Below are 21,571 nucleotides of genomic sequence, written 5' to 3'. Positions count from 1 at the left end.
GGATACAAAATGAATCCTTCTATAAACTGCACCGCAGACCTCGTCAGCCGTTATCTGGTCCTTACTAAAGAGGTGATGCCTCAAATGGCGCGTGATCCCTCAAACAGATGGCCCGTAAGAAATGATCACTGTTTCCAGCGCATAGTTCTTGATGCTGTCTGTGACGGGGTTTGGTATCAACATCTCGCGCGACCCGCTTACAAACATCTCACCCACGATCAAGCTGCCCGTGCTGTACAGTTGTGTGAAGACATTGTGGTCAATCGGATTAATCTGCACGATCTTAACAAGCTGTCACTCATCTGGCGCGGCAAGCGACCTCGTTAGACGACTCTTCTAACAGATAAGAGGTACTATTTTAAAAACGGGTTTTCTGGCGCAGCTGATTTCAGTTTCTGAAGTGTCTAAACGGCCAAACCCATTTGGATCTTAACAGCGACGTATCGTCGAGAACGCTGGACGACAGTCCTTTCAACGCTACTTTTGACTTCATGAACGTAACTCCGGAATCGCCTCCCAACCGCCTTTGGACACTTGCCCTTGGGACACTGCGCCCACCGCCGGGGGCCGCGCGTATCGCTTTGGCGCTTGCCTACGGTCTACTGTGTCATATCGTGTTCGGCCTTGCCGTGCTGGCCATGATGTCTGCGATGTTCTTTGGGATGAGTGAGAGCTTTGGCCGTGTCCCCGCGCCATGGTCAGTCCTCGCCAATATTGCGTTGATCGTGCAGTTTCCTGCCGTTCATTCGTTGCTGCTATCATCTCATGGCAGCAGGTTTCTTGCAAAGCTGGCACCGATGGGGCACGGGAAAACACTGTTGACCACGACTTACGCTATCATTGCATCGATCCAACTATTGGCGATTTTCGCTTTTTGGACACCAAGCGGGATCATTTGGTGGCGCGCAGAGGGAACCGGTTTGGTGCTGATCTGTGCGATTTATACTCTGTCATGGCTCCTGCTGATCTGGGCCAGCTTCGATGCGGGTGCCGAGGTGCAATCGGGGGCGTTAGGGTGGATGTCATTGATGCAAAAGATCCGGCCTGTGTTCCCCGATATGCCTACCCGTGGTCTGTTCCGCGTAATCCGCCAGCCAATCTATGTGGCCTTCGCGTTGACCACATGGACTGTACCGGTGTGGACCCCCGACCAACTGGGCTTGGCATTGGGATTGACACTTTACTGTCTTGTCGCACCGACATTGAAAGAACGCCGGTTCGCGCGACGCTATGGCGATCGTTTTGCGGCCTACAAACACCGCGTCCCTTACGCATTCCCAACCCTACGCAGAGTAAAGCATCATGACGAATAAGCAGCGCAATAACCTTGATATCTACGATGACGTTGCTGCTGATTGGTGGTCAGACGATATCCGCTGGGTCCGAACGTTGAAAAATCTCGTGCCTGCAAGGCTTGCGTGGTTCAGCCGTCACATCGATTGGGAGGCAAAAGCAGTGCTTGATTTGGGCTGCGCCGGGGGGTTCATGGCCGAGGCGCTGACAGATAAAGGCGCAAATGTCACCGGGGTTGACCCCGCCGCGCAAGCCATTTCTGTCGCGACCAAACGAGCAAAGCAGATGGATCAAGTGATCCGATATGATATCGGTGTGGGTGAGAACCTGCCTTATCCGGACGATCATTTCGATGCAGTCGTTTGCGTTGATGTTTTGGAACATGTCGTTGATCTGACCAAAGTTTTGGCTGAAGTTGCGCGGGTGCTCAAACCCGGTGGGCTATTTTTGTACGATACGATCAACCGCAATCCCATCGCTCGGTTGGCAACCATCACAGTCGCCGAGGATGTGCTTGGTCTTTTGCCGCAGGGGACGCACGATCCCAAGATGTTCATTAAGCCCAGAGAACTGCGTGATGCGCTTGCAAAGGCAGGCTTTGTTTCTGGTCCACAAACTGGGTTGGGACCACGCGGCATCAATCGTCGTGGTGATTTTACTTTTGGTCCGTTGCCGTTCAAAACGATTATTTATATGGGCCTTGCCAGCCTACCGGAGTTCTCAAAATGACGATTTTCGCTCTTCTCATCACCGCACTTTTGTTTGGTGGCATGACGTTATACGCATTCGGTTTTGCTGCGTTCCTGTTTACTGCACTACCCGCAGAGACCGCCAGTCCACTGATCCGAAAAGCCTTTCCTCATTTCTACACCTTTGTCTTTGTGACAGCAACTGTAGCGGCATTGGCAGCGTTTGCAGGCGATCTAACGTCAGGTGCTGCGTTGCTATTTATAGCCATATCCACCGTTTTTGCGCGCCAAATATTGATGCCAATGATCAATGCCGCAACGGATGCAGGGCATAAGCGGCAGTCTAAAGTACTGCATAGTGCGTCAGTTGTGCTGACGTTGGTCCATATCGGCACATCCGCAATCGTCTTGGTGCGTCTGGCGGGCGTCTAACTCTTTCTCCTATACAAAAAACCAATGTGGCTGGCTAACCTATGTCAGCCAGTTCCACATAGGCGCGTTGAACGGCTGCCTTGCCCAAGCCCAATACCTTAACTCAACACATGATTTGTCGGGGACAAGCTGTCTGGCGGGGTGCGATCCAGCGCTTCGGCCACCGAAATCTCAATCGTGCGACACATCGAATCGACGGGTAGTCCGTTCTGAACATTACGAAACGGCAGTTCCAGCTCGTTCGTGACGGCCTGTAGGCCAAAGAACACATAGGCCACGACTGCCGCAAATATTGGGGCAAACCAGCCTGTGGAGTCAATCAACGCGAAGGGTAGCAACCAGCAATAGAGATAGGTCGTGCGGCGGACCAGTAGAGAATACACGAACGGCAAGGGTGTCGTCAAAATGCGTTCACATCCGGCTTGCGCGAAAGCCAGCGAAGACAGCGTTTGCGAAATGGTCATCTGACCAAATCCGCTGATCGCGTCCTTTTTGATCAGCGCCCCAATCCTGTGGGCTATCGCTCGCAATGCCGCATCTGCCGGGTTCTGTTTCCCGATCATCGACGCGGCGCTTTCTTCGCCGACCCAGCCGGTAACCTCAGGCTGCACATCGACCCCTCGCAAGAAACCACGGTGCAAATGTGCAAAGGCGACCGCATAAGCCAGGATGACTTCGCGTTCCTCCCCCTTACCGACAAAGACGTACATATGTCGCCCCAGATTACGGACATCGGCGATCATTGACCCCCATAGTTTGCGGGCTTCCCACCATCGGTCATATGCTGCGTTGTTCCGAAACCCGAGGAAAAGCGAAAGTGCGACGCCAAATATTCCCATCGCCCCGATCGAAATTTTAGGTAGCGTGACAACGTAGTGATTAACCAACAGGACAACGACTGATAACAGCGCAATGCCGATGATTTTGCCCAGAATTTTGGGCACAACAGATCCCTGCATGACAAAAAATAGCCGAAACGATGACGGATGGTCCCTGACGATCACATGATATTCCTTTTCAATGACATGGATAGACCACGCAGGTTTAACTTAATTCCTCGTTCAGTAGATCCAAGAGAAGCTGCACTTTGAGCGACAAATTTTGGTCCTGCGGATAGATCGTACATATGCCATTGTTCGGCGCGCGATTTGTGTCAACCCGCTGGTACGACAGATATAGATTTGGGCTTCGAGCATGCGCCAACCAATCAACATCTGCTTGATCAACAACACGTCGTCAAAAGGATGTCATGTAGCTCAGCTGCATTGCCGTCACAGGTACGACATAGTAATCATTCGGCCTCAGATGCCCCTTGGCCTTAACAGTATTTGTCATGATTAAATCTCCACTTTGTTACACTCTTAAGTTGGGAACGCAAGGTGAACACGCCGGGTGCTGGGCTCACCAAAAGCTTTGGAGGTGTGCAGTTCAATGGCTGCCAGTCGAATAGGTTGCGTTAATCGCTGACCGGTTCTGCCTGAGCCGGCCAGCGTGTCCACTTTAGAGCTGATCATGTATGCGACTGGCGATGTGACTGGGATGGGTCAGCTTATCTATATGGCGGCATTCGGTGCGAAGCTCGTCGCCAAAAATGCAATGAACGGAAACACGTTATCCTATGGTCATAGCGTCATGCCTGCTGTGGATCTTCTCCGATCCGCAAGTGGTAAGCGTTGGTCTGACGGAGGCACAAGCCAAGTCTGCTGGACACGAGATGGTGATCTCGGTTCTGGGTCTTGAACACACGCGCGACGGGCCTTGGCAGCGCGTGATAGACGGCGCATTCCAAGCGTCCATTTCAAGCCGCTGGCCATGACAAGCGGCGCACAAAAAGCGCCAAAAGCACACTGGCAGAAGCCCCGTATTAGTTGGGCTTGTGCTAAAATCAAACAATACAGCATAAAGTGGGTAGGTTGCGGCGGTTGCGTGCTCCCGCAACCAATATAATAAACAATATCAAACGCTTAAAGCCCGACCTAATCAGTCGGGCTTTCGTGCGTCCAAAACACATCAACGCCACCTCAACGTTTGACGAGTCCTCCAGAAAAAGTGAGGCTTTTTGCGTATGGCTTACACCCGCCACGAGCGCCCATATCGCGGAGCGGTTTAGCGCTTGGGCCGTTTGTGACGAATGCTGCGGTGCGCACATTTCGACACCAAGGGCGGATAGCAGACCTTCGCTGCGCGTTGCACCGAGGTCTGCTACGCGGACAAAACCGACCTTGGATTTTTCGCCTTCGCTGACGCAGCATTACTTTGCAGATGCGGCCAGTTTGTAGCTGCAGTGCAGCCTGTGTCGTCAAAGCGGCCGTTCAACGCTACTGGTCTTGGCGGATTCCAAACCGACTTTTCGCCGCGTCATATTCGAGCTCAAACATCGCGGGCGAAGCCGCTGTTCGGAGGTAATTTAACAAAATCTGCTTTCAGCCAAATCTATACGGACAACATAACCAACAAAACAAATAATAGCATTACTAAGGTAATGGGCCCCCAAAGCTTTCTCTCTTGAACAGATGGTGTGATCCAATTGAGAATCGCTGAAACGGCTTGAATAGTCAGTGTCGTCCAGCCTGTCCAAATCGGCCAATTCGGCCAATAGCCTGCCGCCGACAGGATTGCCAAGCTCATCGCTGCAAAAAGGAGAATATTGATGGCAGCAGCAATTCGACCAGACGTCGGCAGAGAGCCATCAACCTTACCTCCTTGTGTCAGTCTCCCCCAAGGCGCACCTGCTATCAGGCACAACTGGAACAAGATGATACCCAGGGAACAAACAGAATAAAGGATGGATGCAATTTGATTCATTGTTCACTTCTCTAAACAAATTTGCAGCCATATCAGACTGAAATCCTGCGCACCACACTCAGCGTATAAGCTCCAAGGGTCAAGCTGCGGACAAACCGGCCTGATGCACTCACGGCTATTGCTCACGCAGCATTTTTTCGTAGTTGCGGCATTTTCTGTGCTGCGAGCGCGTGCAGCGAGAAAATTGAATTCACAGACTGGGCTCCTTGCCGACGTTACGCCTACAAATTGCAACGACTGCACCCAAAACGCCAATGCCAGCGAAAGCCGACAACAGGCTGGAAAGCAACAGATTTCCAATTTTGACGAACGGCGGGTTCAAGGGGCACTCAACAGATCACGGTGCTGCACTAGCATTAGGCGGCTTCGAGCCCGACTCACCGATGCTGCAAAATCTATGAATGACGGCTATGCTACTTCGACGTCACATCCGAAGCGTATAGAAAAAGTCGTCCCTGGACCGTCCTTCGATCCGCACACCATCTATATGGGTCGCAATTCGTTCAAAACCAAATCGCTCGTAAAATGCTATTGCTCTTGAGTTTTCAGTATCGACGAAGAGTTCGAGTTGTTCCAAACCATTTTCTTTGGCTTCCCCGATCACCCCAGTCATCATCACTGTAGCTGCGGGACTACCGTGGTATCTTCGAGTCACAAAGAACGGACCAATCTCGCCTCGATGCTTGGTCCGTTCGAGCGGTTGAGGGCGATATCCGCAAAACCCAACTAGCTTTTCAACATCATAGACACCTCGGATGTGGCCTCCTCTCAAGATATCACTGCAACGGGCTATGTCCGCTGCAGCCATCTCGTCCAGCGTTACTAAAAATCCCAATGGAAAATCCCGTGCTCCTTCAAGCCTTAGATTTCTCCAGTCTGAAGCATAGTCACAAGTAACTGTCTTGTACGTAAAGTTCTTCATCGATGTATCCAATCAGTGAAATCCAACCGAAGGGTCTGCCCCTATCTATTTTAGCCCATTGGACAGTGCCAAAGATAATGGCCTTTTTTAAGCGGTTGAACAACACCAGCCATTGGCGCACACGCAGCGAAAGCTAACTTCGTCCGCAACTTGATCCTTCAGCCTTGCGCTCACGCTGCGGTGGGCATGAATGACTGGTTTTCACGCCGCAGTGCGACACTAGAATCTTAGCAGGTGCAGCAATTTTCTCGCTGCGAGCGCACGCAGCGTGAAATTCGAATTCACACACTGGGCTCACTGCCGCCATTCGCTGCGTCATCCTCGAAGGTCAGCTGTGGGACGGAAGTGTCGGTGACGAGCTAGGGCGTTTGTGACAAATGCTGCGTTGCACACATTTCGACAAGAAGGGGGCTTTGTTGCACAAATAGTCTCGTATCAGGGATTCATGTTGTAAATCCAGCATGGTAGCTGGCGTCATGAGTAAACCTATCGCCCCGATTTACCGCACGAGGAACTGGCCTGAGTATAACAAGGCCCTGAAGCGACGCGGGTCACTGACCATTTGGTTTAACCCAGAGGTCACTTGGAAAGCTGCGCCTACCGTTGCCCGGCAGTGGTTTGTTTGCAAACCATGAGAGGGGGGCAAACGGGGCCGCCAGCCACGCTATAGCGATGCGGCGATCCAAGCCTGTCTCACGTTGAAAGTGCTGTTCGGAATGCCTTTGAGGCAGGCGACGGGCTTTGTGGAAAGCCTGTTGAAATTGATCGACCTTGACTGGGAGGTCCCAGACTTCAGCACGTTATGTCGGCGTCAGAAAAGGCTATCGGTTACCATCCCGTATCAGGGCTCAAAGGGCCCGCTAAACCTCCTTATCGACAGTACCGGCATCAAAGTTGAGGGCGAAGGTGAGTGGAACGCTCGCAAGCATGGCGGGCCGAAACGTCGGGTGTGGCGCAAGATACATATAGGGATTGATGAAGAAACGTTGGAGATACGCGCGGTCGAAGTGACGAGTAGCAGCATTGGAGACCCACCCATGTTGCCCAACCTTCTCGGTCAGATCACACCAGATCAGAAGATTGGCAGTGTCACAGCAGATGGGGCATATGACACCCGCAAATGCCATGATGCGATTGCGGCCCGCAATGCCCGTGCTGTCATCCCGCCACGCAAGAATGCCAAGCTATGGAAGCCGGATACGCTGGGGGCCAGAGCCCGAAACGAAGCGGTACAGTCCTCAAAGGATCTCGGCCGCGCTCAATGGCGTCGCTTGAGCGGATACCACCGCAGGAGTCGTGTTGAGACAAAGATGCATTGTTTGAAACTACTCGGGCAGCGCCTGGCCGCACGAGACTTTGACCGGCAAGTTGCGGAAGTCCAAATCCGTGCCGCGATACTCAACGGCTTCACCGCCCTTGGCATCCCAAACACCGTTACTGTAGGCTGAATCCGTCAGGGGTCAGGGGAAGCACGCCATAAGGGCGATTTGTGCAACAAAGCCTATCGACATTGCAGAGTTGCGCACCAACGAAGGAAAACTTTATCTCTTTGTTGCCATTCATTGCCCGGCAGTGAATCGCAAAGCGATGTCACGAGAGGGACCGAACCAGCAAGTTTGCCGTGGCACGGCTTGTAGAAAAAGCAAATCGCAAGACGGCCTGGGAGTTCCTGGAGGCTGTGCTGGAAGCGGTGCCATACAAGATCCACACAATTCTGACGGACAATGGCATTCAATTTTGTGAGCAACCACGTAACCGGAACACACCATATTCACGGCCTATGCGGTTCGACATGATCTGCGATGCCAACAGGATTGAGCACCGGCTGACCAAGCCCAACCATCCATGGACCAATGGCCAGGTTGAGCGGATGAACCGCACGATCAAGGACGCAACAGTCAGGCGGCATCACTACGACAAGAATGATCAGCTGCACACCCATCTCGCAGACTTCATAGCGGCCTACAATTTCGCTCGAAGGCTGAAGACGCTCAACGGCCTGACGCCGTACGAATACATCTGCAAGATAGGGACTTCAGAACCAGAAAGATTCATCGTTAATCCGATCCAACAGATGCCGGGACCGAACAACTAAGGTGTGCAGTACCCTGTCGATCTTTGGCATGGCATTAAAGACACTTGGTCGCCTCCGGCGATGTCCACAAAACTGAAGGATGTATTTGGGGAAAATACCACTTTGAATTTAGTTCATAACGCTGAACATTACTCGACGCTTACACGTGTACAGTTGTAGCTCGCAGTGAAACTGCTCCTTTCAAACACCCTTCCAAAAACCACCGTTTGTTGAACGAATAGAATCCCATCGGGCCTGTGCCCACTTTTTTCGAAAGCTGATGGGGTGGATGCCTCCTGCTCCAACCAGCGTCGCAATGCGCTATAATGCAGGTGTCGATATCTGCATATGAGAGGAGCCACCCCATGCAAGCCATTGGCCATACTGCTACCAAAAGTCGCTTTATCCGCACAAGCGAAGAGAACTGGCGACCGAGCAACAAGTTGGATGCCAACCTGTTGGTCATTGGACTTTCAGCGAGCAGGTGTTCAGCCCCGGCAACGCTGCCGGACGAGGGGCGGATTATTAACCTGACTCAATTTGTCGTGTTCTGCAGGTTACCCCTGTTGCAGTTTTGAGGTGCTCCCAATACCGTTGTTTTTGCCAGCAATCGCCAGCTCCCAGTACAAGACAAACTCGGGACGTAACTGAACTCTCCCGTTAAAAATTCTAATTGCGCATCGCGCGTCAGTCCAGAAAAACAGGAAGCATATAATGAAGACGTTCTTGACAACAGTCGCTGCTCTTACGATCGCCATCCCGGCGCTCGCAAAAGAAGAAGAAATCATGATGAATGAGGCGCCTGATGCTGCGGTCGCCACCGCGCAGGCGAACTCCCAAGGGCGCGAATTCGACGGCGTCCTGCGGCAAATCGAGCAAGGCGTTCTGATGTACGAATTCATAGGCACCAAGGTTGACGGTCTGGGCTTCGCCGTCGAAGTGTTTGCCGACGGTACCCTCTGGGAGACCGCGGAGGAGATCACCATGGAGCAAGTGCCGGAGATAGTGGTGGCTGCGTTCAACGCCGATTTGCCTGGATTCCTGCCCGAGATCATCGAGAAGAACACCCGAGAGGATGGCACGCTGGTCGTCTATGAGTTCGAGGGTCAATTCAACGGCGAGATGACCGAAGCCGAGGTCCACGAAGACGGCTCGAACTTCTCAATCGAAAGCGACGACGAGGGCTGACCGCTCCGGCCGACTGGCTCCGGAGCGCTTCCGGGGCTGGTCCGCCATGAGAGAGCGTGCAGAGCGCCTTATTGCAGCCAAGGGACACATCGGCACCGGTCTTGGTAGGGAATCATCCACAGCATGAACACGTTGATGCCGGAATAGGGCTGGCCATTGTGCCGCAGGGGCCCGGTAATCTTGCCTGCGGCATGCTCGGCGTTCCAAGGTTTCAGCCAGGGCCGAACACCGGCCTCAAGGCTTTCGACGATAGCGGCCCTGAGACGACCTTCGTGGGTGCTCAGGGAATGGCAGCAAAGAGCCTATTTTGTTGAAAAACTCTTGTTGATTTGAGGCTTGGCCCCTGATTCAATTGTTCCTAACAACTGGGGGTATTTTCGATGTTGGGGCCAAAGCAAGAAGCACAAGGCGCGTTGTTTTATGAGTTCTCGATAGACGATCACGTTCCTCAAGATCATCTGCTGCGATCCATTGAGCGGTTTGTCGACCTGTCCGGCATTCGCCAACATCTCACCGATTTCTACAGCCATACAGGCCGTCCTTCGGTTGATCCGGAACTGCTTATTCGCATGTTGCTGGTCGGCTATTGCCTCGGCATCCGCTCTGAGCGTCGCCTCTGCGAAGTGAACCGGCCCGGCTTTACCGGAGGGCAAAACTCTCGGAGAATTGCCCGTTATGGAACAGACACAAAAGAAGAAGACCTCGAAGCCGTATTCACCTGAGTTCCGCGAGCGTGCGGTTCGGCTGCTTATGGAACACCGCGATGAATATCAGAGCGAAGCTGCGGCGCTGACGGCGATCGCGGGTAAATTGGGTTGTTCACCGGACAGCCTTCGCGTTTGGGCCCGTCAGGTCCAGCGCGATGGCGGCGAACGGCCAGAGCCTACCAGCGCTGAGAAGGCGCGGATCAAGGAACTTGAGCGTGAGAACCGCGAACTGCGTCAAGCCAATGAGATTTTGCGTAAGGCGTCGGCGTATTTTGCACAGGCGGAGCTCGACCGCCCGTTTCGCAAATGATGGATTTCATTGCGGAAAGCCGAGAGACACTTGGGGTCGAACCAATCTGCAGGGCGCTGCAGTTTGCCCCTTCCACTTATTATGACCGGCGCGCCATCGCGCGTGATCCTGAGCGGGCGTCAGCTCGTGCCAAGTCTGATGCCGCTCTGAGCGTCAAGATCGACGGGGCCTGGGCGGACAACTGCAAACTCTACGGGGCCCGAAAGATTTGGCATGTTCTGCGACGGGAGGGTGAGGATGTTGCCCGCTGCACTGTGGAGCGGTTGATGCGCGCCTTGGGCATCAAAGGCGTCGTTCGTGGCAAGAAGGTCATTACCACGAACCCGGACACGTCTTTGCCATGCCCCCCCCTCTCGGCAGATTTGCTTTGCAAATCGCCTGCCAGGCAATGGACGACAAGGTGAACCGCCTGTTCAAGGCGGATCGGCCAAACAAGCTGTGGGTTTCAGACTTCACTTACGTGCCCACATGGTCAGGGACAGTCTACGTCGCGTTCGTGATTGATGTCTTTGCAAGGCGGATCGTAGGCTGGCGCACATCGACATCAATGAAGACCCAATTCGTGCTCGACGCGTTGGAGCAAGCAATCTGGCAAAGAAAAACACCAGATAACAAGGCTTTGGTCCACCACTCGGACCGCGGATCACAATACCTGTCGATCAAGTATACCGAGCGCCTGGCCGAGGCCGAAATCGATCTGCGGAATAGAACACTGGCCCCTGGCTCACCTGAAGCCCTACGCCCGCAACACCAAGACGCATGATGCCGCATAAGTGGCACGAATTGCCGCTAGCATCGCGCAGGATTTCCTTTCCCAATTTCACGCAGCGGCCAACCTGACCACATTCCGCAAAAAGGATGCGTTCGGCGAATGCGTCTTCCGAGTGAACCTGCAACCCCAGTTTGTCGGCAGATTTTGAAAAGTTCGCACCGAAGAGCTTGGCCGAGTTAGTACCAAGACAAATCTTTGACAGGTGGTATTCCATGAAACGGCGATAAGTCTCACCAGAAGGCTCCAACATGATCGCGTCTCGTAGTGTGGGTACACCTGCAATAACCAAAGCGACGCCTGGATCTGACTGCATGATATGCTTTAAAGACTGAATGGCAGCGAGCACATCGCGCCCAGGCCCGCTTCGAAGGAAGTGATGGCATTCATCGATCACGACCATTTTTATCCCAACGAGCCCAAATCGGTACCGCGCAATTTCCCAAGCATCCGCTGAGCGCAGCTTCAAATCGACCTTCTCATAACCAGTTTTTCAAGGATGATCTCAGCAAGCTTCTTGATTGTGACCTGCGCCCCTAAAACTCCTCCAGATTTGTGTAGAGTCCGCCCAACAAAAGGACGGACAAATGAAGGCACGATTTACAGACGAACAGATCATAGCAATTATCAAAGAACAGGAATCTGGGGAGAAGACTGCTGATGTATTTCGGCGGCACGGGATCAGTTCAGCGACGTTCTATAAATACACATCGAAGTATGGAGGCATGGAGCCGTCTGACGCGAAGCGGTTGCGGGCCTTGGAAGACGAGAACGGGAAGCTAAAGAAGCTGCTAGCGGAACAGATGCTCTCTTCTCGGGACATTGCTGCGCAATACCCTGTCAGGCGAGGGACAATGCAATGTTGCGAGACATCAATTCAAAAAAATGGTGACGCCCGTTGGGAAGCTTAAAGCTGTGGTTCACTTGATGGAAACTCATCAGGTTAGCCAGCGACCATTGCCCGGCAGGCGATTGCAAAGCAATCTGCCGAGAGGGGGCGTGCGATGTCTTGCAAGTTGATCGATCAACGGTGCGGTATCCGTCTCGCCGTGGCGATGACGCTGAGTTGCGTGATGCCATCAAGCGGGTTTCGAGGGAGCGGCGACGGTTTGGTTGCCGTCGTGTTCATGTGATGATCGCGCGCGAAGGCTTTGCGGTGAACCACAAAAAGGTGAGACGCATTTACACTGAAGAGAAGCTCCAAGTGCGTCGTAGGGGCGGTAGAAAGCGCGCTTTGGGCACGCGGAAGCCGATGGTGCTGCCTGTGATGGTCCTAACCAGAGATGGTCATTAGATTTTGTGTCTGACGCGCTGACTGACGGTCGCCGGTTTCGTATTCTGACGGTTGTCGATGACTTCAGCCGCGAGAACCTGGTACTTGTCGCGGACACATCATGCTGAGCGCGGCAAACCCCAAACCATACGTGTCGATAACGTCCTATGCGCGGAATGATTAGCTGAATTGGCGTCAGGTTATTGTCGCATCGAGGCGTCTCGACACGTTAGAAGCATTGCTCAGTTTGGCATTTTGGTCAACGAACTGTCTCTCCCATAACAAACACAGAGTACGCTTTTGCGGCTCTCACCGTCCTTAAGACGAGATCTTTGGGTCGTTGAGCAGAAGGCCTAAACATTATCTACGAGGTCAGTTGTCTGCCTCCACGGCCCTTACAGAGAAAGGTCCTACTGCTGTCGATCACCCCTCAAAGAAGGGGCGATATGGTTCGCCGTGCTTGATGATCCCATGAACGGTTCGGGCCATCTTCGCTGCGATTGCGGTGTACGCCTTTCGGCGCAAATGGGTGTTGTGACGGTCTTTGGCGATGTAGCGCTCGAACTTGTCGCGGAAGCTGTTGGTGCGCTGCAGAATAGCAACCTGTCCAGCCATCCAAAGCGTTCGACGAAGCCGAGCATTGCCATATTTTGACAGTTTGGTTTGCCCTCTGAATGTACCTGATTGCATAGTCGCAAGGTCCATTCCACAGAACTTCAAAAACTGCCGGTGATGACGAAAGCGCCGTACATCCCCAGCTTCTGCCAAAATTGTCAAAGCATTGCGTATTCCGGGGCAATCCGGCCACCCATACCGATTTGATCCGGCCGGGGGTTCCGGGGCATCCGGCCACCCCCCTTTGACCTGATTTAGTGTGCTGCGAGGCGATCTGTAGCAGGGCTACTCTGACGTTCCTTTTGAACATGCTTATCGCGTCGGAATCTGCGGCAACCGGCAGTCCGACTGATACTTTGGCAGTCTCGTAGATATCTGAAAGTAAACGCTCTTTTGCAACCTTGAGGCCCACCACATCCCAAGCGTCAGCGATGAATGCCTCCTTGCTCATGGCTGAGATCAAGTGTGGTGACGGATAACGTTCAAGGAAAGCAAAGAACCAGTCACTGCGAGAACTGCGAGAACTGCGATGGAAACGATCAGCTTCAGGAAAATACAGCGGCAGATAATGGGTTAAAACTCGGTGCCACAACTCGGTGCCACAACTCGGTCTTCGACTTGGATACGATGTCATGCGTTTTGGAAAGCTCTTGGATGTCGTTAGTGCCACGCACGAGGGGGTCATGATAAAACTGCTCGTTCCCGATCTCCATCATGTGAAGAATGACCTGGGCATCCTTAGGGTCGTTTTTGTCCCAACTGTTGTGCAAGGCCTCTCGCGTTCTGGCCAGGGCCACAGATGACACCAACTTCAACTCAAAACCTGCTGCGGCAAGATGATAAGCCAAGGCACGGTGATAATTACCCGTTGCTTCAAAAGCTACACGGACAGGGCGGCCGTAGCAGGCAAGCGATGTGATTAGACGATTGAAGTCGTCTAGCTGGTTCAGAACAGTCAAACGACGGCGGCGCTTCTTGTCCGCAATAGCAATGAGACCTTCGTCGCGGGCCTTCGAGATATCGATGGCCACCAAAACGGGCGCAGTTTGTGTAATAATGATATCGGTCATAGTTGGTCTCCTTTGCGGTGTGGTTTGTACAAAACCACCGTAGGGACCTGAGGCACGGCTATGACCACCTGCTGCGTTATTTGGGGCTGCGCAGGCAGTCATAGCCTTAAATTAGCGATATTCCGAAGGTGTTATGGGCCGGAATACATCAGTGGCAAGCTGCAGGAATGGGCTGAAAAACAAGGTATTACCATCCAGTATATCCAACCGCACTCTCATGCATGTAAACATGCATTGCCGCGCAATGGGAAAGCCGCAACAGACCACTTGCATCGAGCGCTATAACCGCGCGGTTAGGCATGAATGGCTGGACCAACATATCATTGAAAACATACCGGAGGCGCAAGACTTCGCCACACAATGGCTATGGACTTACAACAATCCCTCTCGGGAGCATACTTCGTATGCCCTGCCGGGCAGTGGACCGCCCCAATATGGGCATGGGCGGCACAACACCCGCCCAGAAACTAAAGATGGCCGCGTAAGTTCTACCGCACCACCCCGTTAGAAATGGGGGGATTACCAAAGGACCCATGGTTCGCGGACATCATGGCCCAAAAACGAGGCAAAGTGGCCGCCGTCGCGATGGCGACTAAAACTGCTCGCATGGTCTGGGCCATCCTAACCCGTAACGAACCTTACCGCATCAGAACAATCTGACCCAAACTGAAACACGGAGATAGCAATACCAATGAAGTGATGGAAAACTTGTCAGTCCTAGAACCAAGACACACCGTGCTTTGTCCTGAACGCTCGCTGTTCGATGTGCAGAATTGGACTCGGTTAGTAGAAACCATCAGGGCCAGCGGTCGAGTAAGCCGCGCCAACAGGCCCCTCTCATTGATTGCCTTGCGATCAACTGCCGGGCAGCGGGAACACACGACTGCTTCTGACAAATGCACAAATCTGATCAAAAATGTCTTGCTATGCAGGAGCCATCAACACAAGACTTTTGGTGATAGTTTGGGTTCAGTTGTTTGAAAGGGAACTCACATGATCAACCGAATTTCAGACCCATTAGCTCCTCAATCCTCATATAGCGGCATGCTGACGGAGTCGAAGCAATGACGTACTACACTCCCAGATTTGGCGACGCAGTCGTCGCTACGCCTCCAAAGCCCGGCACAACTTGGATGCAAGCAATCCTTGCGCTTCTCTTTTCTGGCTATCCATTGGTTGCAGCGAACCCATCCATAAACGCGCCGTGGTTCGACACCAAATTTGACGATATGAACCAGATCGTCGGGCATCTTGAGGCAAAATTCGGGCGCAGGCATGTCAAAACACATACGTCCTTGGATGGAATGCCGATCTGGGACGAACTTCGTTACATCACCGTCTACCGGCATCCGGTAGGCGCTCACTTTTCGGCGCGTATGCAAGGCTCAGGTGAACCTCTTCGCAGAGCTGCCGCTCGGATCAAATTCCCGTGATATAACCGACGAGCAGCATGCGCATCATAAGCTCCGAGTCAACCGAACGACGACCCGCGGAACTATAGAACTCGGTCAGATGCGTATGAATGCTAGATAGATCGATGACGCCATCAATCGCCCGCAATACAAAACCACTTGGAATATGATCTGCCATCGAAAAATCATAGAACAGAGCCGTCTGTACTTCCTGACGTGGTCCCATCAACGCGATCAATCTCCCGTGCAAATAAGGAAGTTGAATCAGCAGGAGGAACCCAGATCATGAAAGATTTTTTCAACAGAATAGGCTCGAGGCCGACTTTCGCAACTCATGCAAACACTGCCCCTTCACAAATGCTCCCAACCCGACTACATGGTCTTCAGCTTAATAGCGCGCGATTCGTCACGCGCTTTTTGCATTCGTCCAAGACGGTGGGTTGGGGGCTTTGCCTCCGTTAATTCCTGCCTGAGGCGGGTAAGCCAAATTGACCTTTGGGCGAAAGCTCTTGGCGGTTCGGGCGTCCCGTTAGATGGACCCAACCGCCGGAGTAATCCGGTTAAGACTGAGCCGGGATACCAGATTTAGGTCTGGTCCCGATATTGGAGTGAAACTGTGGATAGAGCACAAAAAGAACAATTGGTCGAGGATCTCGGCCAAATCTTTGAAAGCTCTGGCGTCGTTGTGGTATCCCACTACGAAGGCCTGACAGTTGCAGAGATGCAGGACCTGCGCGCACGCATGCGTGAAGCGGGTGGTTCTGTACGCGTTGCCAAGAACAAGCTCGCCAAAATCGCCCTTGAGGGTAAGGCATGCGCAAGCATTGCCAAGCACCTCGACGGTATGACCGTTATGACCTTCTCTGAGGATCCTGTGGCTGCGGCCAAGGTGACACAGGGGTACGCCAAAGATAACGAAAAGCTCGTTATTCTTGGCGGTGCTATGGGTGATATCGATCTTGACCCTGCTGGTGTCAAAGCTGTGTCCGAATTGCCGTCGCGTGAGGAGCTTATTGCTTCCATCGTTGGCTGCATTGCGGCACCTGCTAGCAACATCGCTGGGGCCATTGGCGCGCCTGCATCTAACATCGCGAGCATTCTTTCGACTATCGAAGAGAAGGCTGCTGCCTAAAGCAACTTGATTGGCTGACGTAGGGAATACTCCTGTCGTTGGAACACAACCTTAGAAATGGAAAAGCAAATGGCTGATCTGAAAAAAATGGCTGAAGACATTGTCGGTCTGACACTGCTCGAAGCACAAGAACTGAAAACCATCCTCAAAGACGAGTATGGCATCGAACCAGCCGCTGGTGGCGCTGTTATGATGGCTGGCCCTGCTGATGGCGGCGCTGCTGAAGAAGAGAAGACTGAATTTGACGTCATTCTCAAGAGCCCAGGCGCTTCCAAGATCAACGTGATCAAAGAAGTCCGCGGCATCACTGGTCTTGGCCTCAAAGAAGCCAAAGACTTGGTTGAAGCCGGTGGCAAAATCAAAGAAGGCGTTTCGAAAGAAGAAGCCGAAGACGTTAAGGGCAAGCTGGAAGCAGCTGGCGCCGAAGTCGAGCTGGCTTAAGCCGGTCTTTAAATGGCGGGGCAGGACACCTATGTGCCTAGCTTGCTATTATCCAAATCTGGCTGGATCCGCTGAAAAGGCGGGTCCAGCCTAACCCGTCTTAATCAGGGCACTTGTTGAAATGCCCTGTTTTAGATCGGTTCAATGGTCGGGAGGCACCCAGTGGGATGGGTGCCAAGAATTGGCCGAAACGATCTGTTCTCAGGGCTCTGCACCGTCGCCCAACGGTGTAGCACCCATAGAGATTTTGAAAGGTGACAACGCACATGGCTCAATCCTTCCTCGGCCAGAAACGCTTGCGCAAATACTACGGTAAAATTCGCGAAGTTCTCGAGATGCCGAACCTCATTGAGGTTCAAAAATCGTCCTATGATCTGTTCCTGCGCTCCGGCGACAGCGACACGCCGCTTGACGGCGAAGGCATCAAGGGCGTCTTTCAGTCGGTCTTCCCGATCAAGGACTTCAATGAAACGTCCGTTCTAGAGTTCGTTAAGTACGAGCTCGAGAAGCCGAAATATGACGTCGAAGAATGCCAGCAACGTGACATGACATATGCCGCGCCGCTCAAGGTGACTCTCCGTCTGATCGTGTTTGATATGGATGATGACACCGGCACGAAATCGGTGAAAGACATTAAAGAACAAGATGTGTTCATGGGCGACATGCCCTTGATGACGCCAAACGGCACGTTCGTTGTGAACGGCACCGAGCGTGTGATCGTTTCCCAGATGCACCGCTCCCCCGGCGTTTTCTTTGACCACGACAAAGGTAAATCGCACAGCTCGGGCAAATTGCTGTTCGCTTGCCGCATCATTCCATACCGCGGCTCATGGCTCGACTTTGAATTCGACGCCAAGGATCTTGTGTTCTGCCGCATTGACCGTCGTCGTAAATTGCCAGTCACCACACTGCTGTATGCGCTGGGCCTTGATCAAGAAACGATCATGAACGCGTATTACGACCACGTGGATTACACCTTCGACAAGAAGGCGAACGGTTGGAAGACGAAATTCTTCCCGGAGCGCGTGCGCGGCACCCGCCCTGTGTTCGATCTGGTTGACGCTAAAACTGGCGAAGTTATTGCCGAAGCGGGCAAGAAAGTCACGCCACGTGCCGTCAAGGCCCTGATCGATGAAGGCAATGTCAAAGATCTGCTCGTCCCATACGAACAGATCCTTGGTAAATTCGCAGCCAACGACATCATCAACGAAGAAACTGGTGCGATCTACGTCGAAGCCGGTGACGAGTTGACGTTGGAAATGGACAAAGCGGGCGACGTTATCGGCGGTACGCTGAAAGAACTCGTTGACGCGGGCATCAAAACCATCCCCGTTCTAGACATCGACAACATCAATGTCGGTCCCTACATGCGCAACACGATGGCGGCAGATAAAAACATGGGCCGCGAAACGGCGCTTATGGACATTTACCGCGTCATGCGTCCGGGTGAACCGCCCACCGTCGACGCGGCCTCCAATTTGTTTGACAGCCTGTTCTTTGACTCCGAACGTTACGACCTGTCTGCTGTTGGTCGTGTGAAGATGAACATGCGTCTTGCACTGGATGCCGAAGACACTATTCGCACCCTGCGCAAAGAAGACATCGTGTCCTGTATCAAAGCGCTGGTTATGCTACGCGACGGTAAGGGCGACATTGACGACATCGACCACCTCGGCAACCGTCGTGTTCGGTCCGTTGGTGAGCTGATGGAAAACCAGTACCGCGTTGGTCTACTCCGTATGGAGCGTGCCATCAAGGAACGCATGTCATCCGTTGAGATCGACACGGTTATGCCGCAAGATCTCATCAATGCGAAACCTGCGGCGGCTGCCGTGCGTGAATTCTTCGGCTCTTCGCAGTTGTCGCAGTTTATGGACCAAACGAACCCGCTTTCGGAAGTCACGCACAAGCGTCGCCTTTCCGCGCTTGGGCCAGGGGGTCTGACACGCGAACGTGCCGGTTTCGAAGTCCGTGACGTTCACCCAACGCACTACGGTCGCATGTGTCCGATTGAGACACCAGAAGGGCCGAACATTGGTCTTATCAACTCGCTGGCAACGTTCGCGCGCGTGAACAAGTATGGCTTCATCGAAACACCGTACCGCGTCGTCACCGATGGCGTTGTTACGGACGAAGTGCACTACATGTCCGCGACCGAAGAAATGCGTCACACAGTGGCGCAGGCCAACGCGAACCTTGACGAAAACATGCGTTTCGTGAACGACCTCGTGTCGACACGTCAGAACGGCGAATACACACTCGCGCCAAGCGAGAATGTGAACCTGATTGACGTCTCACCAAAACAGCTGGTCTCGGTTGCGGCATCCTTGATCCCGTTCCTTGAAAACGATGACGCAAACCGGGCCCTGATGGGCTCGAACATGATGCGTCAGGCGGTTCCACTGCTTCAGGCAGAGGCCCCGCTGGTTGGTACTGGTATTGAAGAAGTCGTGGCACGGGATTCTGGTGCTGCGATCATGGCGAAACGTGCTGGTATCATCGACCAAGTCGATGCGACCCGTATCGTTGTGCGTGCAACATCTGATCTTGAGATTGGCGATCCTGGCGTCGACATCTACCGCATGCGTAAGTTCCAGCGGTCCAACCAAAACACCTGCATCAACCAGCGTCCGCTGGTCAAAGTTGGTGATACGGTTTTGAAGGGCGAAGTCATCGCCGACGGTCCATCTACGGACATCGGTGAATTGGCCCTTGGTAAGAACGTCATCGTCGCGTTCATGCCGTGGAATGGCTATAACTATGAAGACTCGATCCTGATCTCAGAACGGATCACGCGTGATGACGTGTTTACATCAATCCACATTGATGAATTCGAAGTCGCAGCACGTGACACAAAGCTCGGCCCAGAAGAAATCACACGCGACATCCCCAACGTCGGTGAAGAAGCGCTGCGCAACCTCGACGAAGCGGGCATCGTGTACATCGGCGCCGAAGTTGAGCCGGGTGATATCCTTGTGGGTAAGATCACGCCAAAGGGCGAAAGCCCGATGACACCAGAAGAAAAGCTTCTGCGCGCCATCTTTGGTGAAAAAGCGTCTGACGTCCGTGACACATCGCTGCGCGTAAAGCCTGGTGATTTTGGTACGGTCGTCGAAGTTCGTGTGTTCAACCGCCACGGCGTGGAAAAAGATGAACGTGCGCTGCAGATCGAACGTGAAGAAGTTGAACGTTTGGCCCGTGACCGTGATGACGAGATGACGATCCTTGATCGCAACATCTACGCGCGTCTTCGGTCAATGATCGAGGGCAAAACTGTCGCTAAAGGCCCCAAGGGCATCAAAACTGGCGCAATTATCGATGCCGCCATGCTTGATGATATGCCCCGCAGCCATTGGTGGCAGATTGCCCTCAAGGAAGAAGGCGACGCGCAAATCGTTGAAGCCCTGAACGAGCAGTATGAGGCAGCGAAAAAGCTTCTGGATGCCCGCTTTGAGGACAAAGTCGAGAAAGTACGCCGCGGCGATGATCTGCCCCCCGGTGTTATGAAGATGGTCAAAGTGTTTGTCGCGGTGAAGCGTAAGCTGCAGCCCGGTGATAAAATGGCTGGTCGTCACGGCAACAAAGGCGTCATTTCCAAGGTTGTTCCAATGGAAGACATGCCGTTCCTCGCAGACGGTACTCCGGTGGACTTCTGTCTGAACCCGCTGGGCGTGCCATCGCGTATGAACGTCGGTCAGATCCTTGAAACCCACATGGGCTGGGCCGCACGTGGTCTGGGCATCGAAATTGACGAAGCCTTGGGTGCATACCGCCGTTCCGGCGATTTGACGCCGGTCCGCGAAGCAATGAAAATTGCCTACGGTGACGATGTGTACGACGAAGGCATCGCTGACATGACCGAAGATGAGCTGGTCGAAGCAGCTGGTAACGTCACCCACGGCGTTCCAATCGCGACACCTGTTTTTGACGGCGCAAAAGAAGCCGACGTGAACGACAGTCTGACGCGTGCTGGGTTCGACACATCCGGTCAGTCCATCTTGTTTGATGGCCGTACGGGTGAACAGTTCAGCCGTAAGGTCACGGTCGGTGTGAAGTACTTGCTCAAACTGCACCACCTTGTCGATGACAAGATCCACGCCCGTTCCACGGGCCCGTACTCCCTCGTCACACAGCAGCCGCTGGGTGGCAAGGCACAGTTCGGTGGTCAGCGATTTGGTGAGATGGAAGTCTGGGCGCTCGAAGCTTACGGCGCCGCTTACACCTTGCAGGAAATGCTGACGGTGAAATCGGACGACGTGGCTGGCCGGACGAAAGTCTATGAAAGCATCGTCAAAGGCGAAGACAACTACGAAGCTGGTATTCCAGAATCGTTCAACGTTCTTGTCAAAGAAGTACGGGGCCTTGGTCTCAACATGGAACTCCTGGATGCGGAGGAGGACGACGAATAAGGGCACCCGCCCAATTCGTTCGGGCCGGCG

16 protein-coding genes, 8 pseudogenes and 1 other annotated feature are annotated in these 21,571 nt (G+C 53.3%); of the genes and pseudogenes, 16 read left to right on the top strand and 8 right to left on the bottom strand.

Features of this window, described 5'->3' with window-relative positions; all coding sequences use genetic code 11:
* Positions 1-99: 99 nt before the first annotated feature.
* Positions 100-279: a hypothetical protein gene (locus OAN307_RS31015; protein ID WP_044044266.1), complete on the bottom strand. Its 180-nt coding sequence runs from the start codon at positions 277-279 to the stop codon at positions 100-102.
* 212 nt (positions 280-491) lie between these two features.
* Between OAN307_RS31015 and OAN307_RS22415 the strand changes: the two genes are divergently transcribed.
* Genes OAN307_RS22415 through OAN307_RS22405 form a run of 3 tightly spaced genes read left to right on the top strand, consistent with a single transcriptional unit; the run spans position 492 to position 2,414 of the window.
* Positions 492-1,313 carry a methyltransferase family protein gene (locus tag OAN307_RS22415; protein ID WP_015501719.1) on the top strand — a complete coding sequence of 274 codons (822 nt, stop codon included), beginning with the start codon at positions 492-494 and terminating at the stop codon, positions 1,311-1,313.
* Positions 1,303-2,022, top strand: a complete 720-nt coding sequence (gene ubiG / locus OAN307_RS22410) for a bifunctional 2-polyprenyl-6-hydroxyphenol methylase/3-demethylubiquinol 3-O-methyltransferase UbiG (RefSeq protein ID WP_015500973.1) — start codon at positions 1,303-1,305, stop codon at positions 2,020-2,022. The genes OAN307_RS22415 and ubiG overlap by 11 nt, the downstream gene beginning before the upstream one ends.
* Complete coding sequence (locus OAN307_RS22405) at positions 2,019-2,414, top strand: DUF4149 domain-containing protein (protein ID WP_015500972.1); 396 nt, start codon at positions 2,019-2,021, stop codon at positions 2,412-2,414. The genes ubiG and OAN307_RS22405 overlap by 4 nt, the downstream gene beginning before the upstream one ends.
* A 98-nt stretch (positions 2,415-2,512) precedes the next feature.
* Here the strand turns inward: OAN307_RS22405 and OAN307_RS22400 are convergent, their stop codons facing one another.
* Positions 2,513-3,418, bottom strand: coding sequence for a bestrophin family protein (locus OAN307_RS22400; RefSeq protein ID WP_015501718.1), 906 nt, complete (start codon positions 3,416-3,418; stop codon positions 2,513-2,515).
* Positions 3,419-4,032: 614 nt separating this feature from the next.
* Between OAN307_RS22400 and OAN307_RS30825 the strand changes: the two genes are divergently transcribed.
* Positions 4,033-4,230: a hypothetical protein gene (locus OAN307_RS30825; RefSeq protein WP_044044264.1), complete on the top strand. Its 198-nt coding sequence runs from the start codon at positions 4,033-4,035 to the stop codon at positions 4,228-4,230.
* A gap of 617 nt (positions 4,231-4,847) precedes the next feature.
* On the opposite strand, the gene OAN307_RS22390 is transcribed toward OAN307_RS30825, so the two are convergent.
* The gene (locus OAN307_RS22390; RefSeq protein WP_015501717.1) at positions 4,848-5,219 is read right to left on the bottom strand and encodes a hypothetical protein; all 372 of its coding nucleotides are present in this window, start codon (positions 5,217-5,219) and stop codon (positions 4,848-4,850) included.
* Positions 5,220-5,643: 424 nt separating this feature from the next.
* The gene (locus OAN307_RS25595; protein ID WP_015501716.1) at positions 5,644-6,141 is read right to left on the bottom strand and encodes a GNAT family N-acetyltransferase; all 498 of its coding nucleotides are present in this window, start codon (positions 6,139-6,141) and stop codon (positions 5,644-5,646) included.
* A 476-nt stretch (positions 6,142-6,617) separates the two neighbouring features.
* On the opposite strand from OAN307_RS25595, the pseudogene OAN307_RS22380 reads away from it, so the two are divergent.
* The 4 genes and pseudogenes from OAN307_RS22380 (at position 6,618) to OAN307_RS22370 (ending at position 9,403) form a co-directional block, all read left to right on the top strand.
* A pseudogene (locus tag OAN307_RS22380) lies at positions 6,618-7,589 on the top strand (IS5 family transposase).
* Positions 7,590-7,644: 55 nt separating this feature from the next.
* A pseudogene (locus tag OAN307_RS22375) lies at positions 7,645-8,236 on the top strand (integrase core domain-containing protein); the annotation flags it as partial.
* A gap of 344 nt (positions 8,237-8,580) precedes the next feature.
* Positions 8,581-8,793: a hypothetical protein gene (locus OAN307_RS28570; protein ID WP_144055664.1), complete on the top strand. Its 213-nt coding sequence runs from the start codon at positions 8,581-8,583 to the stop codon at positions 8,791-8,793.
* A 136-nt stretch (positions 8,794-8,929) separates the two neighbouring features.
* On the top strand, positions 8,930-9,403 hold the full coding sequence (locus OAN307_RS22370; RefSeq protein WP_015501715.1) for a hypothetical protein: 474 nt from the start codon (positions 8,930-8,932) through the stop codon (positions 9,401-9,403).
* 68 nt (positions 9,404-9,471) lie between these two features.
* Here OAN307_RS22370 and OAN307_RS27315 read toward each other — a convergent pair whose 3' ends face one another.
* Positions 9,472-9,654, bottom strand: coding sequence for an ArdC-like ssDNA-binding domain-containing protein (locus tag OAN307_RS27315; RefSeq protein WP_333783218.1), 183 nt, complete (start codon positions 9,652-9,654; stop codon positions 9,472-9,474).
* Between the two features lie 129 nt (positions 9,655-9,783).
* Here OAN307_RS27315 and OAN307_RS27310 point away from each other — a divergent pair.
* Both OAN307_RS27310 and OAN307_RS30515 read left to right on the top strand, forming a co-directional pair.
* Positions 9,784-10,026, top strand: a pseudogene (locus tag OAN307_RS27310) (transposase); the annotation flags it as partial.
* Positions 10,027-10,078: 52 nt separating this feature from the next.
* A pseudogene (locus OAN307_RS30515) lies at positions 10,079-11,117 on the top strand (IS3 family transposase); the annotation flags it as partial.
* Positions 10,375-10,491: a sequence feature (AL1L pseudoknot), on the top strand. It overlaps the preceding pseudogene by 117 nt.
* Here OAN307_RS30515 and OAN307_RS31560 read toward each other — a convergent pair.
* The gene (locus OAN307_RS31560; RefSeq protein WP_187292516.1) at positions 11,080-11,658 is read right to left on the bottom strand and encodes a TniB family NTP-binding protein; all 579 of its coding nucleotides are present in this window, start codon (positions 11,656-11,658) and stop codon (positions 11,080-11,082) included. The pseudogene OAN307_RS30515 and the gene OAN307_RS31560 sit on opposite strands and share 38 nt — an antisense overlap.
* Positions 11,659-11,776: 118 nt before the next feature.
* On the opposite strand from OAN307_RS31560, the pseudogene OAN307_RS30510 reads away from it, so the two are divergent.
* Positions 11,777-12,584, top strand: a pseudogene (locus OAN307_RS30510) (transposase); the annotation flags it as partial.
* Positions 12,585-12,826: 242 nt separating this feature from the next.
* On the opposite strand, the pseudogene OAN307_RS31555 reads toward OAN307_RS30510, so the two are convergent.
* Positions 12,827-14,147, bottom strand: a pseudogene (locus tag OAN307_RS31555) (IS110 family transposase).
* A gap of 135 nt (positions 14,148-14,282) precedes the next feature.
* Here OAN307_RS31555 and OAN307_RS27295 point away from each other — a divergent pair.
* A pseudogene (locus tag OAN307_RS27295) lies at positions 14,283-14,632 on the top strand (integrase core domain-containing protein); the annotation flags it as partial.
* Between the two features lie 579 nt (positions 14,633-15,211).
* Positions 15,212-15,580: a sulfotransferase domain-containing protein gene (locus OAN307_RS22330; protein ID WP_083903184.1), complete on the top strand. Its 369-nt coding sequence runs from the start codon at positions 15,212-15,214 to the stop codon at positions 15,578-15,580.
* Here the strand turns inward: OAN307_RS22330 and OAN307_RS22325 are convergent.
* Positions 15,570-15,788: pseudogene (locus OAN307_RS22325) on the bottom strand (IS5/IS1182 family transposase); the annotation flags it as partial. The gene OAN307_RS22330 and the pseudogene OAN307_RS22325 sit on opposite strands and share 11 nt — an antisense overlap.
* 387 nt (positions 15,789-16,175) lie before the next feature.
* Here OAN307_RS22325 and rplJ point away from each other — a divergent pair.
* The 3 genes from rplJ to rpoB all read left to right on the top strand — a co-directional run bounded on the left by rplJ (position 16,176) and on the right by rpoB (position 21,541).
* On the top strand, positions 16,176-16,691 hold the full coding sequence (gene rplJ / locus OAN307_RS22320; protein WP_015501712.1) for a 50S ribosomal protein L10: 516 nt from the start codon (positions 16,176-16,178) through the stop codon (positions 16,689-16,691).
* A gap of 69 nt (positions 16,692-16,760) precedes the next feature.
* A complete protein-coding gene (gene rplL, locus OAN307_RS22315) occupies positions 16,761-17,132 on the top strand; it encodes a 50S ribosomal protein L7/L12 (protein ID WP_015501711.1) in 372 nt (123 codons plus the stop codon).
* A 266-nt stretch (positions 17,133-17,398) separates the two neighbouring features.
* Positions 17,399-21,541: a DNA-directed RNA polymerase subunit beta gene (gene rpoB / locus OAN307_RS22310; protein ID WP_015501710.1), complete on the top strand. Its 4,143-nt coding sequence runs from the start codon at positions 17,399-17,401 to the stop codon at positions 21,539-21,541.
* Positions 21,542-21,571 lie beyond the last annotated feature (30 nt).

This window comes from Octadecabacter antarcticus 307 (assembly GCF_000155675.2).
GTDB lineage: Bacteria > Pseudomonadota > Alphaproteobacteria > Rhodobacterales > Rhodobacteraceae > Octadecabacter > Octadecabacter antarcticus.
This window is presented reverse-complemented; position numbering and strand designations above follow the sequence as displayed.

Excerpts from the sequence above, each read along its gene's own strand:
- OAN307_RS22415 (WP_015501719.1), top strand. The coding sequence starts at position 492 with ATGAACGTAACTCCGGAATCGCCTCCCAACCGCCTTTGGACACTTGCC.
- ubiG (WP_015500973.1), top strand. The coding sequence starts at position 1,303 with ATGACGAATAAGCAGCGCAATAACCTTGATATCTACGATGACGTTGCT.
- OAN307_RS22405 (WP_015500972.1), top strand. The coding sequence starts at position 2,019 with ATGACGATTTTCGCTCTTCTCATCACCGCACTTTTGTTTGGTGGCATG.
- OAN307_RS30825 (WP_044044264.1), top strand. The coding sequence starts at position 4,033 with ATGGTCATAGCGTCATGCCTGCTGTGGATCTTCTCCGATCCGCAAGTG.
- OAN307_RS22390 (WP_015501717.1), bottom strand. The coding sequence starts at position 5,219 with ATGAATCAAATTGCATCCATCCTTTATTCTGTTTGTTCCCTGGGTATC.
- OAN307_RS25595 (WP_015501716.1), bottom strand. The coding sequence starts at position 6,141 with ATGAAGAACTTTACGTACAAGACAGTTACTTGTGACTATGCTTCAGAC.
- OAN307_RS28570 (WP_144055664.1), top strand. The coding sequence starts at position 8,581 with ATGCAAGCCATTGGCCATACTGCTACCAAAAGTCGCTTTATCCGCACA.
- OAN307_RS22370 (WP_015501715.1), top strand. The coding sequence starts at position 8,930 with ATGAAGACGTTCTTGACAACAGTCGCTGCTCTTACGATCGCCATCCCG.
- OAN307_RS22330 (WP_083903184.1), top strand. The coding sequence starts at position 15,212 with ATGACGTACTACACTCCCAGATTTGGCGACGCAGTCGTCGCTACGCCT.
- rplL (WP_015501711.1), top strand. The coding sequence starts at position 16,761 with ATGGCTGATCTGAAAAAAATGGCTGAAGACATTGTCGGTCTGACACTG.
- rpoB (WP_015501710.1), top strand. The coding sequence starts at position 17,399 with ATGGCTCAATCCTTCCTCGGCCAGAAACGCTTGCGCAAATACTACGGT.